We start from the raw sequence: 13,784 nt of genomic DNA on the forward strand, positions 1-13,784 counted from the left end.
GCTACCGTTTACAGATCGTCTACTACAGCTAACATCGCTAATAAAGACGCTTCGCCTAGATAAATACTGCGCTCTGGTGACCAGCCCACAAAAGGGTCTGACAAATTAGCATTGTCTTTAAAAGGCATTTCTAAGGTATTTGATAAACACTTAAAGGTATTCGCTACCCAATTAGAACCAACAGTTAAATTAGCCTTGCCAGGTTCATCTTTTGCATAGCCATATTCGGTTTGAAAATCAGCGCTAGCAATTTGTAGCGATGAGACAAATTTACTTTGAAGTTGCGCCATTTTATCTGTGTAATTAGGCACGCCTTCACAACCGGCTAAAAATACGTAAGGCAGACCTTCGTCACCATGAACATCGTAAAATAAATCAACACCGGTTTCTTTCATCTTATTGACGACATAAAACACCTCAGGGCTTTTTTCTAAGCTAGGTGTTTGCCATTCACGGTTTAGGTTAGTGCCAACCGCGTTAGTGCGTAAATGACCGCGCACGCTGCCATCTGGATTCATGTTGGGCACAATATAAAAATTAGCTTTATCTAATAATGACTTAGAGGTTGGATTGTCACTGTCTAATAACTGACTAATCAAACCTTCAACGAGCCATTCTGCCATGGTTTCGCCAGGATGCTGTCTTGCAGTAATCCAGATACTTTTTTTATCTTCGTCATCATCACCAATTTTTAACAAGGTCATGTCACGGCCATCAAGGGTTAACCCTAAGTGTTCTAAACTCACTGATGGGTGTAATTGGACTTCGCTGATTAAGTCTAAATGACGTTCATAGCTGTACGGTGCAAAATAAGCTATTTGAATCGCTTCACAATCTAAATCGACTGTAATAGTTAATTTACCATCTTGATAAGCTGTAGGAACACGGAACCAGTGTTGACGATCATAACTTGCCACTGCTTGGTAGTCTTCCCAACCTTTCGGATAAGATGCTGTACCAGCATTGTTGATATGCATAGTATAAGTTTGGCCAACAGAACCTTCTAAACGAAAATTAAACCATTGGTAGAACTCACCACCAAAATCGGGTTTTATAGCAAGCTGAATATCATCGTGTTTATCAATGTTAACCACTTCAATATTGCCGCCATCAAAATTTGCACTGATCCGCATAGGGTATCCTTTAGTAAGTTGCTGTCGCATTTTGTCTACATGTAAATGACATTATTAATTTCATGTAAGCTATTTTTATCGCCACAGTTTACCAAATACCGCTATTAGTGGGAACCGTTAAAAACTAAAGCTATATCCTTGTCCCCTCACTGTATTAATTAACTCCTGGGTAAATTTCGATTGGCTAATTTTCTACGGGTATTACTAACATGCATGTCTAAATTACGGTCAAATTTACCTAATTGCTTATGCAATACACGTAACTGTAACTCTTGCTTGGTTACCACCTCCCCTGGCGTTCATATAGATATTTAAATAAGCGATATTCGGTATTGGTTAAAGTGATTTTATGACCATTACAATTTAATGAGTAGCTGGGATCATCAAAACGGATCGTTATTGGCTCGTCTGCATTACTGGCTAGGTTACTACGTCGCTTTATAACGTTAAGTCTTAGTTGTAACTCGCGAAGATTAAAAGGTTTTGATAAGTAATCATCTGCACCAAGCTCTAGTGCGTTAATTTTTTCAAACTCATCATTTTTACTTGCAAGTGTAATGATAGGTGTCGAACATTTTCCGGTTACAAATGACCAAAATGATTCCATTTTAGGCACCGACAGATCAACTAATACAGCTTCAAATAACTGAGTTTCTAAATTAACTCGCGCTTGAAATGCATTATTAACCACAATGACCTGATAACCGATTTCAGTTAATTGTGCCGTTAAATCAAAACTCATTTCGAGCTGTTGATCGATCAATAATATTATTCCCACAACACACCACAAATGATAACTATTTGCATTAAGATTAACATGTCAATAGGTGTTAATCTACTTTTACGTTCAAATGAATTGGTGATGTGTTCTCTATAAACTCTTTCAAAATAAAAAGCCTGATCACTCAGGCTTTTTATTGGCTACGAGTTAAATTATCAGCTATTTCATCAATTGGCGTATGTACTTCACCGGTGCACTACCGTAACTTAAAAACTGTTCATGGAACTGTTTTAAATCAAAGTCTGCACCTTTGTCAGCTTTCAACTCTTCTCTAAAATCGTAAATTTCGCGGTAACCTGAATAGTAACTGGTTAACTGCACCTGGCTTAATGTTGCCTGGCGCCACTTCCCTTCGGCTTCAGCACGCTGCTGGAAGGCTTCATTTTCCATTAGGGCGATAGCATCTTGCTCGCCCATGCCTTTCACTTGAATACTGTAATCTAGAATGGTGTTAGCAATAACACGTAAATTCCATTTGTAATACATTAACCACATTTCAGGTTCAAAATTGCCATAACCTTCCTCAAGCATCATACGTTCAGTATACACAGCCCAACCCTCGACCATTGCACCGTTACCGAATAAGCTTTTAACTAAACTAGGAGATTGATTTGAATACACAAGCTGGGTGTAATGACCTGGTATTGCCTCGTGAATATTCAGCACCTGTAAAATCCAATGATTGTACTCGCGCAAATAGCTTTCGGCCGATTCATCACTCATATCATCAAGCGGCGTCACGTTATAATAAGTGTTACTACCCTTTTCGTAAGGCCCTGGAGCACTAATTGAGGCACCGGCAAATCCCCGCATGTATTCAGGTGTTTCACGCACCACTAACGGCTGTTTAGGATCAAGGCTAATCAGTTTTTTATCGTTAACAAACTTCACTAATTCAGGAATTTGCTTACGTACATCATCAACAAAATCTTCGCGCTTAACATGCTTTGACGACAGTACGTCAATGAGTTGTCTGATGGCTATTTTGTCATCAGTCGGTTTAGCGGTTTCAATATGCTTAGCCCAAATGTCAGCCGTAATTTTAGCCATTTCTGCTTGAACACGATTCTTATCTTCAACGGCTTTGTCATATAGTTGTTTAGCTGTCATGCCCGCTTGAATATCTAAGGCAAACTTTTGCTCATACAAGTCTTCACCAATTCTAAAGTCACGGCCACCATTGGCGACTAGATCTGCCTCTAACACCGTCAACCAATCAATAAAGCATTAATCGCTTGCTTGGCGCTGTTGAAGCGGCTGGTAAACAAGGCTTTTTGTTGAGCATTTAAGCCAGACTGAGCAACCTTGTTAGCTAAATCGTCATTAAGTACAGAGAACGCACCACGGTTTTGCTGAATCGCTAACTGAGTATGTGTCAATGTTGGCTTACTAATATTTTCTTGAGCAGCTTGATAATAGGCCGGCACACTTTCTAAACGCGCAATAACCGATATAAGACGCTCATCCAACGGGGCAAAATCTTCATTAATAATTTGTGCAAACCCACCGGCAACATTATAACTTGAAGGATCCCACTGCCATGATTTGAATGTGCTCACTTCCCACTCAAATTTATTCAATAGATTTTCAAGTAATTTATAATCAATAAGCTGATTAGCAGATAAAGTGTCTTGATTAAAGGCGCTTAATAAGGCCTTGTGTTTGGCAACAAATGCGAGGGTTTTGTCACGACTTGCTTGGTTAGGCACATCAAGATAGCCATCGTTAATATGCTTACCGTTGTACATTGCCCAAGTTGGCGCTAATAGCCATAAATCATCAATAAAATGCTGCGAAAAATCAGCAAACGATAACTGGCTAGCTTGTTGAGATGATGCCTGGGTCTGGGTTGTCTCTACTGTATTTTTATTTGAATTTACAGGGTCTTGACAACCTACTAGCCCAGTAAGTGCAGCCGCTACAGAAAGTGAAATTAACGCCTTTTTCATATAATGCCTTTATTGTTTTAGTTAACTTAAGAACGATTTATGTCGCTGCTAATAATGTAACGGCTATTAATTAAGGTGCATTTACAGCTCGTTTACTATTGGATATTTGTTAAATAGTTAACCATTTTTCAAAACTATTTGCAGTACAATTTATCCTTTTGACACTTCTTGTCACACAATTATTTATGCCATAAAAAGCGACTCTTTTTACCGTTTATCTAGGTATTCCAAAGGTACGAGACATTACTGATAGTAGATAGTTAGCTACACTTTTACAAAACAGAACACCAACTGCCATTATAACTATATATATCAATTTATTAATGTAAAATTACGGCGTGATAAACTTGTCGAAATTATTGATTTACTATGGCTATCAAGTGTCATTCTGTTCAGCTGCTGGATTAATACTCTGCTAAGCTTTACTTCAACAGCACATTGTTAACTTTTTTGTTAATGGATCAAAGATTGGCTATAATTAACTTTAAAGCCGTTAAAATCGATTAAAATTATGCAGTTAAAACCGCTTGCTAAAGGACGTTTCCATACCATGTGGGAACAAGAGTATAGTACGATTGAAGCTATAATTAGAGAATGTGTCACTGACACTAAGACAGTCCCATCGCAATATAAGTTAATGCGGCAAGGCCAAAAGGTAAACTCGCTTATCCTGGTACCCCATGGTCACATTTCGATGAGTTACACAGCTAAAAATGGTCGCCGTTTTCAACTAGGTACCATGAATTGCGATTCACAGCTTTTTGGTGAAATGGAGTTTTTTACCCAATATTTTTGCCAACTAGATATTATCACCGAAGAACCATTAGACATTGCAATTATCAATGGCGACAAGTTACAGCAAGCAATGCTTAAAACCCCTAAATTCGCATTATTTTTTGCCAGTGCTATTGCCATAGATTATCAGGAAACGGTTGATATTTTTGCCCGTAGAATGCTTTATCCAATTGCGTATAACATAGCTTATGAACTTTATAATAAGCATTTGAATGTTCAGTGTGTTGAAGGATTTTCTAAATGTTATTTAGAAGCTGAGCGATTCGCGACTACTGACAGAGTATATCGCCGTGCAGTCAAAAAGCTTGAAGATTTAGGACTGATAAAAAGAGACAAAGAAGGTTTGGTCATTTGTGATTTACCGGGTCTCAAAGCATTCATTGAATAAGCACTAACGGTCTAATGTCAATCCGTTAACACACCGATTAATTAATCAATTGACCGCTCTTTTAAAGCACCTCAATCTTATATTAGAAGTGGTGTTGGATATTAGGTCTTTAAAACACGCTGTTTTACAGCGCCTGTGAATATCACTAAACAGTAACAAATTAGACCTAGACTAAAACAGCATAAGCTTAACAAACTGCTACTGGGTTTTAGAAAGGCGGCGTTTGCTCTAGGCAAATTAAATCAAAATCTAGCAAGTATCCATATAGAAAAAATGCCAGTCAGTTTAACTAACTAGCATTTTCTAGGCGATTAACTTTTTATTTTCAATTAGAAGCCTTGGTTAGCTTGCTATTCTGGCGACTTGAAAACACCAACATTATCATAATCAATGCATATATCACTGGAATAGCATACATGACTATTTGTACGCCTATGATGCTTTCAAATAGTGAACTAATGGCTGGGCTAAACATTGCCCCCGCGCTACCACTGATTAATATAAATGATACGTTACGACTACTTGCAGTTTTGACAAATGAAACACCATAAGCAATAAAGGCGTTATATAATGCTGCGCAAGCGAAACCGTAACCGTAAGTCAAATAGCCAATCGAGTCTAGATTATTAGTCGTAACAATCCAGCTAGTAATGATTAACGCTAAACAAATCATACCCATTACAAAATGCTGGATTTTGACTCTAGATACAATCACTGTTGAAACCAATGCACCAATAAGTGCAGCTGACCAGTATTGGGTAATGATATTACCGGCCTCTTCGAATGGAATATTGAATTTGGTTTTAACAAACATCGGCGCCCATGTAAGGAATGTATACAGCGCCAACATACCGAGGAACAACCCAATGCCACCGCTTATTATGCCTAAGTTCCATTCGGACTTATCTGTTAGGCTTGCTGAGTCATTGGAGCTTTCACACAAAGAAAAGTTAGTTAACAACGCGACTATGGCAGTTCCCAAGGCCACTACGCCCACTGCCATATAACTGTAACTCCATGATAATGCATTACTTAAAGCATAGGTGGTAATTAATGGAAATACCACGCCAGCAATATTGAATGTAGCATCTTGTACTACAAACATTGTACTTTGAATTTTATCTTTCCAAATTGAGACGACAATTGTTCCAGCAACACAGAGTCCTATGCCACCGCATAATCCAATCACTGTCATGGTTATCATCACTACACTTAATGAGTCAGTTAAATGTATTGCTGCTGCGCAGCCAGCAATAACAAAATAACTTAATAAGGTAATTCGTTTTAAGCCGATCCTCTCAATTAAGAAAAATGCCGCAATGGTACCTGCTAGCGCTCCGCCGTTAAGTAACGAGAAAATGGATGCAACTTCGTTAACATTGGCTGAAAATTTCTCAGCAATGGGCTCAATTAACATACCAAATTGTGTTGCAAAGCCAGCTATAACAAAATTGGCTAAAAAGCTAAGTAAAGTTAAGGATATTTTATTTTTCATTTTTGTGTCCTGATTTGCTAAAGCAACTCGAGATAGAGAAGGTTTCAGCACCATAATGGGAGGCTTTAGGCAATATTTTAGTCTAGATAAGCCGTCTCTAATGCGAGCTTTATCATGTGATTAAATGTAAGCTGGCGAGCTTCAGCACTCGTTTCTTCACCCGTTAAGCAGTGGTCTGAAACAGTTAAAATGGCTAATGACTCTATTCCTTGATGATGGGCTAATCCATATAACCCAGCAACTTCCATATCTATGCCGAGTACCCCGAAACGTTCTAGAGCAGGTATCATGTCTTCGTCTGGATCGTAGTACATGTCGCCACTGAATATGTTACCCACCTTCACGCTAATCTGCTGTTGTAGGGCGATAGTATATGCTTTATGGAGTAGGTCAAACGTTGCTGAGGTCGCCATTTGATATCCGCTGCTGCGTTTTGAATTCGTCGGAGAGTCGGTACCAGCAGCCTGAGCTAGAATGACATCGTTGATTTTAATATGATGCTGAGTAGCACCAAGACTACCCACCCTAATAATTCGTTTAACATTAAACTCAGTCACGAGCTCGTGAGCATAAAGCACCATTGATGGGATACCCATTCCGTGGCCCATTACCGAAATACGTTTACCTTTATAAAAGCCGGTATACCCCAACATGTTACGAATATTGGTTATCTCTTTCACATTATCTAGAAAGTTTTCTGCGATATATTTCGCACGTAGTGGATCACCTGGCATGATGACTGTTTCAGCAAAGTCGCCTGCTGTTCCGTTAATATGTGCAGTCATGAATACTCCTATTTGAATGATTTTCATCATAATAAGGAGCGGAACATAATAGTTATAGGACTTAAGTCCGCATTAACAAAATATATTCAAATAGGTTATTGTCTTATATTTGGGCCCTTATTTGGGGTAATTTATCAAGCCTGCAAAACTTGAATAAGGCTTAATGTCTTGCTTAAGTCTGCCAATTTTATATCACTCAATGTGAAATAACGTCGTTGGTTTTAAATACAGCTGCTCTAGAGTGCTGATAAAATGGTAAGCGTATAGAAACCTTCAAATGCGAGTGGCAGTAAATCAGATATAAATTAGGTAGTTACGCAGAATCAATTACAGGGTCGAATTTTGATTTAAGCAACCAACTATAGCCGATTTAAAGCGATAAAAAAGCGCTAGGTTATTACATCCAAGCGCTAACGGGTGAGATAAAGGGGCAAGCTAACCCAAAATACACAAGACTTCACTGTTGCATACTACAACTTTTCGTCGCTATTTATGCCGGCTGCATAAATGCTTCCTATCTCTTCCAGCGACAATACTGGTGTGGCTCCAGCAGACTGTGCCACCTTACGAATCACTCGATAGCGGCAGTGATTGTAAGGCGTATATTCTAGACTAACGATTAACTGTCTTGGTCTTGCTATCCTTCATTATCTATAGTCAGTAAAGATAACTAAACATAAGGCCAAGGCTTAAATATTCATCAATAATTATGGCTAATCATGTTGGCATATAGACATGCCAGATACCAAGAAAACACTATGAACAAGCTCCCCAATGAATACCATTGTCACTGCATTGCTGAATGCTAGTATGATTACTTTGCTCTGTTAATCGAATCCATTTCAGTACTCTTGACGCTGCATCATAATACTTGTCAGTCGTTACTCTATACTGTTGAGAATCGTCAGTTTTACGTTTATGCCAATTGAAATTAGCATCAACAATATTACTGTCATCTGTAAATGTATAACCATAATCAGTTAACAAGGTAATCAATTCGGTAGTTGAATATTCAGCTGAACGATCCGCTAAATTAACCCAATGATTAAGCGTAGGAAACATATCGTTGGTTTTAAATTGTGAAAACTCCAATAAGTAACTAATTTTATTTTCACTATAGTTAACGCTATAATGACGTTCGTAAGCTTGCGCAAAAATATCAGCCGTAAATTGGCAAATACCACTGTTTATCGCATAATTATTACTGAGTTTGAATTTGACAGGGCTTAGGCCTACATCATGTGTTATTTCAACAGCTTCACTGTTAAAACAAGTCTCTAACTCTCCACTAGCAATATTTCGCTCATCATAATTGGCGATATATCTACCGTTATTACCCCAAGAAAATGCACTATTATTACGGCGATAATAAACGTAAAGAACCTCATCAGTTACATTATCGTTGCCATCCGTTGCCATTCTTGCTGACTCAGAAAAAAATTGGCTGTTGTTCGGATAAAAAATCGCAATATCTCGATACCAAACAGGCTCAGTAATCTTTTCTGCGGCAGGTGCTTTATCAAGGTAATGAATCACTCGAATATAACTTGCGTCTTTATATTTCTCATCAGTGAGTAGTTCTGCTTTTTTCTTCAAGCTTAAGGCTAATCCGATCACGTAGCTGCGGGCAGTATTTTGAAGCTGCTGATTATCAGTTTCGATAAAATCACTGAATAAGTCATCTATAGGTATATTCGACTTTCTTGTAAAATCATCAATAGCTTCATTAATCAAAGAGACATAATTTAATTGAAGATGAGGATTCTCAATTAAATGCTGACAGCTAGCTTGAAGTAACCCTGTATTTTGATGATCGCTATTGACCTTAGGATTAGACGATAGCAGATCCCAAACAGCTGAAGTAAGGGGGGTAATATATGTCGCTTGTTCAGGATTAAATTGGCCATAAAGCGGAGGGTAAATCAGTTGATAAGCAGAGGTAACCTCACCTTCACTCTCATCTATAGCGCCAACAGGTACATTAACTCTCACAGGCACTAACGTGGCACAAATTTGTTGTTCGGCATTGTATTTTAATGAATACTCACCACCAGCAACTGTTACATCGTTTGGCTCATCTTCATCAAGCTGACCATTGTTATTAATATCTAACCAAACAGTCGCTCCGATAAGATACCCATCAATAACCTGGCCTTGATGACCTTGTTGAAGCGGTACAGGCGAAATAGTCATTAATATATTTGCACTGTTACTCGCCCCTTCATTATCCATAACAGTTAATTTAAAGCTCAATTCAGTATCTTGCTGTACTTCAGGTGCTATAAAACTGGTAACAGACTGCGTAGCATCCGAAAATATAATCTTTGGCGAACCATTATCAATTTGTAACCATTGATATGACTGTATTTGCCCATCGGGATCAATACTATTACTGCCATTAAGTTGTACCTCTGTCATCGAAATCACCGATGGAACAGATACTATATTAGCTACCGGAATTTTATTTACCGGAGGCGGATCCAGTGATATATCTTCAGAACCATCATCACTTCCACCACCACTTCCACCACACGCCGCTAAATTCATTAAGAGCGTTAATGTTACCATCCGATGCAATTTCACTGTATATCCTTATATGGCTGTATTTAAATTTTATTAACCTAAAATAAATGTTAAAAAAATGCACTATTATCGTTAATTACTAAAAAATGTTATCACTAAAGATTGTTTGATCCAACTAAGATCATATTTTTTATAGATAAATATATTTAACGTCAATTTTAAGATGTTAACAACATAGAAAGACAAACCCCATTTAGCGCATTAACCTGAATTATCTTCCCTTAATAAAGCGCGTACTCTACTTTATCAATCAGGGTTTGCGTGTTTTCACATTATATTGCTTACCGTATCGTCCATAGGTTGTTGTGGTTGAGTGTAGTGATAAACGTGTCCAACAATCTGTGCCACTACAATTACTCTATTTGCAGTTGCTTAAACACATCAATAAAGGTGTAACGGAATGAATAGGCTGTAGCTCGGTTACCTGCGATAAAGTGTAGTTGGTTGAGTAGTTTGCCAAACTCTCGGTAAAAGGTGTGTAACCAAACACCTTCATTACTAGGTTGATAATGAATAATGGACTTCTTGTTAAATGACTGTTTTTTTAATAGGTTGTTTTTAAAATGAATGGTTTTTGATGTTCGGTCATTAATGGTTTGAACAAAATCGATAAAAAAAAGCTCAATGAGCTTTTGTTGTAGCGTTTTAACACCCCACTAATAAAGTGCAGATCGTCAAGATAACAAGAAATCGTATTAATTTTACTCGTGCTTTCAGCAGTCGTAAATATATTGGCAACTTTCTATATAATAATTTAATTTAGGTGGCACGATACACTTATTGTCCTATCAGGGCTTAAGGTGATACTCAATAATGCAAAATCAGCTTTAGTGTGCCACTCATACTCTACAACGTTATTTTTTTTATTAATATAACGAGCGCCAGAGCCAGATATAGCCTGATTAAGGTGTATATTTTTGACATCGATATGCTGCGCTACCAATTTGATGTCTAAGATAGCTTCACTACCATCTGCTGAATATAATGCGCTAATGGTCCCACCTTGATCACAACTAAAAGTCGCATTTTGAGTTGCTTCACTAGTATGAATATCATCTGTTTTGCTTGCGCAGGAAAGTACGGCAAAGCCGCAAAGTACACCTATAAAAATATGTTTCATTGAACACCTCATTTATTTTTTTAATCAATTGATTATTAACCATAGGCCTAATAACAATAGTATGTAATTCATAATTTTTAAAAAAAGTATTTTATTGAGCCTCTTGTTAATGTGAACTCCTATCCAATTGCCTAAAAATGCCAAAGGTAAAAACGCCAAGGCAGATAATATAATGTCTAGACTTAGTAATCTAAAGCTTAACGCCCCAATTAACTTACCAATATTCATAATTGCAAAAAATGCGGTAGCTGTTGCTACAAATTTAGCTTGTGGTAATTTTATCGCGGTAAAGTACATGATTAGAGGTGGGCCACCTGCATGTACAAGCGTGCTACTAATCCCTGAACTTGCTGACATTAAATAAGCACCAAATGTACTTTTGAGAAATGCTAATTCAATATTTTTGAATATAATGTTTTTCAAGGCAAAAACAAGACAAAGTAGCGCAATAATACTGCGTAAATAACTTGGGTTAATACTATCAATAATGAAATTGGCGAAGATAACGCCCAATATAGCACCAGGTATTAAGCGCTTTAACAACATCACATCCCATTTTCGCCAAAAGCTTCTTATACTCATTGCGTCGGCAATGATAAGCAAAGGAAGCATAATAGCGATAGCCTGAGTAGCGGGTAATTTAAGCATTAACAGCGGCACCGCGAAAACACCAAGTGCCCCAGCAAATGCCGATTTAGAGATGCCTATCAGCAACACAACAAACGCGATGAGTAATAATACTGATAGTTCCACTATATTCGTTCCATAAATCCTAGCTCTGGTTTAAATAGCCCACAACCTTTGTAAAAAAGTTTATGCATTAGGTAAATTAAACCATAAAGCTTCAAGTGGCTCATCCGCTTTTACGTTAATTGTATAATCGGCTCCAACAGCAAATGCATCGCCCTGCTGAAAAGGTTTGTTTTCAGCGGTTAGTTGTCCTTTAATAATGTGCAAGTAACCAATTCGGTTTGCAGTTTGTAAATCAATGTCCTCACCTTTATCCAAGACTAAACGAGATATACTAGCATCTTGATTTATCGATAAAGAACCATCTTCACCATTAGAACTCACTAGCGTAGTCAACTTACCTTTTTGCGGCAAGCTTTTCTGCTCATAGCTAGGCTCTATCCCTTTAATGTTAGGTTGTATCCAAATTTGAAGAAATTTAACTCTCTCGGTATCAGAAGCATTAAATTCAGAGTGCATCACACCACGCCCTGCGCTCATGCGCTGAACATCACCAGCGGGTACTACATAGCTGTTGCCAGTGCTATCGTCGTGCTTAAGCGCGCCCTCCATTACATAAGAGATAATTTCCATATCTCGGTGGCCATGTTTACCAAAGCCTTGTCCTGGCATAACCATATCGTCATTGATAACGCGAAGTGCCGAGATGCCCATATGTTTAGCATCGTAATAATTACCGAAAGAAAAACTATGCTTACTCTCTAGCCAACCAAAGTTTGCAACGCCTCTATCTTCTGCTTTTCTAATATATTTCATAATTAGGTCTCCTATTTAGTTGATGAAGACCATTTTATATTTTCGTTTAAACGATTGAAATTTCTAAATTCAGCACTTATCGTTCTATTTAAAAGAACTTAAATAAGTTTAAATCTACCTAAATTGATTCAGCATATTTGCTATTTTTGAACCGAACTATCGCAAAGTCTTCTTAGCGCTTCTAAAAAATAATGGGCCACAGGGCCAAGGCTGTCTATATCTTTATATGAGAGATATAGTTGGGCAGTACGTTTGTTATTTTTATCTAATGCTAAGTGCTTTAAGCGGCCATCATTTATGTGATCCGTAATTAAGCTAAGTGGTAACCAAGCAAACCCCATCCCTTTAATGATCATATCAATGGAGCTTTGCATATGACTAACAGTCCAGCGCTGATTAGCCTCAAGCCAACCTTCGTTCGCTTTATTCTTCTCATTTAAGCGAGATGAGTCTCTAACCACAATTTGTCGATAGCTTTTTAAGTCTTCTAGGGTAAGCGTTCTATTAATATTATGCAGAGGGTGCTCGGGGCTTGCCACCGCACAAAACTCTATGTGGCATAAACTTTCGCTCACTCCTGCGCCCAAAGAACTTGGTGCTATAGCTATCTCCGCATCATCGTTAGTTAGCATTTCGTTAGCACCACCTAAAATAGACTCTAGTAGCTCTATTTGAACTAGTGGAAATTGCTTCGACACGGTTTCTAAAGCTTTATAAAGTCGATCACGAGGAAAAATCTCATCAACAGCAACTTTTAAACGACTTTCAATACCTCGACTTAAAGTTACACCAATGGCTTCAACCTTTTTAGCCTCCTCAACCAGGTAATTTGAGCGGCGCAGAATCATTTTTCCAGCATCAGTTAGCACCGTTTTTCGGCCCTCTACCGAAAAGAGCTTTACCCCTAAAGATTCTTCTATTTTACCTACTGCGGTGTGAATGCTTGATTGACTTTTAAATACGCCCTGCGATGCTTGATTAAAGCCCCCGTATTCCACCACCGCATGAAACATACGCCATTGCTCTAAGGTTATTCGTAGCATGTTAACTTTCCTTTCGTTGTATAGTTACATCCAATAACTAAGCAGATGCTTTATCCTCAATATTATACGTTTATAATGCATTTTTATTAGCAACGTTTATAAGAAAGTACTTTCAATCTTTTATGAGCTATTTAGTCGCAGCGAATATGACTTTTATTATTCCATCATAATAAGTAGCTAAAAATCGTAGAAGTGTAGTCGGTACG

Annotated in this window: 11 protein-coding genes and 1 pseudogene; 1 reads left to right on the forward strand and 11 read right to left on the reverse strand. The window is 37.9% G+C overall.

Features of this window, described 5'->3' with window-relative positions; translation table 11 throughout:
• Positions 1–8: 8 nt before the first annotated feature.
• From L0B17_RS11475 to L0B17_RS11485, 4 genes and pseudogenes are all read right to left on the reverse strand, one after another.
• Entirely contained in the window at positions 9–1,133 is a 1,125-nt protein-coding gene (locus L0B17_RS11475) for a M14 family metallopeptidase (RefSeq protein ID WP_235084934.1), read from the reverse strand.
• 158 nt (positions 1,134–1,291) lie between these two features.
• Entirely contained in the window at positions 1,292–1,420 is a 129-nt protein-coding gene (locus L0B17_RS18290) for a hypothetical protein (RefSeq protein ID WP_443019888.1), read from the reverse strand.
• Positions 1,414–1,896 (reverse strand): response regulator transcription factor, encoded by a 483-nt coding sequence (locus L0B17_RS11480; RefSeq protein ID WP_235084935.1) that lies wholly within the window; start codon positions 1,894–1,896, stop codon positions 1,414–1,416. The genes L0B17_RS18290 and L0B17_RS11480 overlap by 7 nt, the downstream gene beginning before the upstream one ends.
• Before the next feature lie 177 nt (positions 1,897–2,073).
• Positions 2,074–3,863, reverse strand: a pseudogene (locus tag L0B17_RS11485) (DUF885 domain-containing protein).
• Between the two features lie 511 nt (positions 3,864–4,374).
• Here L0B17_RS11485 and L0B17_RS11490 point away from each other — a divergent pair.
• On the forward strand, positions 4,375–5,046 hold the full coding sequence (locus L0B17_RS11490; protein ID WP_235084937.1) for a Crp/Fnr family transcriptional regulator: 672 nt from the start codon (positions 4,375–4,377) through the stop codon (positions 5,044–5,046).
• A 325-nt stretch (positions 5,047–5,371) separates the two neighbouring features.
• Here the strand turns inward: L0B17_RS11490 and tsgA are convergent, their stop codons facing one another.
• The 7 genes from tsgA to L0B17_RS11525 form a co-directional block, all read right to left on the reverse strand.
• Complete coding sequence (gene tsgA / locus L0B17_RS11495) at positions 5,372–6,541, reverse strand: MFS transporter TsgA (RefSeq protein WP_235084939.1); 1,170 nt, start codon at positions 6,539–6,541, stop codon at positions 5,372–5,374.
• Positions 6,542–6,618: 77 nt separating this feature from the next.
• Positions 6,619–7,326 (reverse strand): purine-nucleoside phosphorylase, encoded by a 708-nt coding sequence (gene deoD / locus L0B17_RS11500; protein WP_235084940.1) that lies wholly within the window; start codon positions 7,324–7,326, stop codon positions 6,619–6,621.
• A 756-nt stretch (positions 7,327–8,082) separates the two neighbouring features.
• Positions 8,083–9,909 (reverse strand): PKD domain-containing protein, encoded by a 1,827-nt coding sequence (locus tag L0B17_RS11505; RefSeq protein ID WP_235084941.1) that lies wholly within the window; start codon positions 9,907–9,909, stop codon positions 8,083–8,085.
• A 754-nt stretch (positions 9,910–10,663) separates the two neighbouring features.
• Positions 10,664–11,029 carry an MliC family protein gene (locus tag L0B17_RS11510; protein WP_235084943.1) on the reverse strand — a complete coding sequence of 122 codons (366 nt, stop codon included), beginning with the start codon at positions 11,027–11,029 and terminating at the stop codon, positions 10,664–10,666.
• 24 nt (positions 11,030–11,053) lie between these two features.
• Positions 11,054–11,782, reverse strand: coding sequence for a sulfite exporter TauE/SafE family protein (locus tag L0B17_RS11515; RefSeq protein WP_235084945.1), 729 nt, complete (start codon positions 11,780–11,782; stop codon positions 11,054–11,056).
• Positions 11,783–11,842: 60 nt separating this feature from the next.
• Complete coding sequence (locus L0B17_RS11520; RefSeq protein WP_235084947.1) at positions 11,843–12,535, reverse strand: pirin family protein; 693 nt, start codon at positions 12,533–12,535, stop codon at positions 11,843–11,845.
• Positions 12,536–12,675: 140 nt separating this feature from the next.
• Entirely contained in the window at positions 12,676–13,578 is a 903-nt protein-coding gene (locus L0B17_RS11525; RefSeq protein WP_235084948.1) for a LysR family transcriptional regulator, read from the reverse strand.
• Between the last annotated feature and the right edge of the window lie 206 nt (positions 13,579–13,784).

This window comes from Shewanella sp. OMA3-2, from assembly GCF_021513195.1.
Lineage (GTDB): Bacteria > Pseudomonadota > Gammaproteobacteria > Enterobacterales > Shewanellaceae > Shewanella.

Excerpts from the sequence above, each read along its gene's own strand:
- L0B17_RS11475 (WP_235084934.1), bottom strand. The coding sequence starts at position 1,133 with ATGCGGATCAGTGCAAATTTTGATGGCGGCAATATTGAAGTGGTTAAC.
- L0B17_RS11490 (WP_235084937.1), top strand. The coding sequence starts at position 4,375 with ATGCAGTTAAAACCGCTTGCTAAAGGACGTTTCCATACCATGTGGGAA.
- tsgA (WP_235084939.1), bottom strand. The coding sequence starts at position 6,541 with ATGAAAAATAAAATATCCTTAACTTTACTTAGCTTTTTAGCCAATTTT.
- deoD (WP_235084940.1), bottom strand. The coding sequence starts at position 7,326 with ATGACTGCACATATTAACGGAACAGCAGGCGACTTTGCTGAAACAGTC.
- L0B17_RS11510 (WP_235084943.1), bottom strand. The coding sequence starts at position 11,029 with ATGAAACATATTTTTATAGGTGTACTTTGCGGCTTTGCCGTACTTTCC.
- L0B17_RS11520 (WP_235084947.1), bottom strand. The coding sequence starts at position 12,535 with ATGAAATATATTAGAAAAGCAGAAGATAGAGGCGTTGCAAACTTTGGT.
- L0B17_RS11525 (WP_235084948.1), bottom strand. The coding sequence starts at position 13,578 with ATGCTACGAATAACCTTAGAGCAATGGCGTATGTTTCATGCGGTGGTG.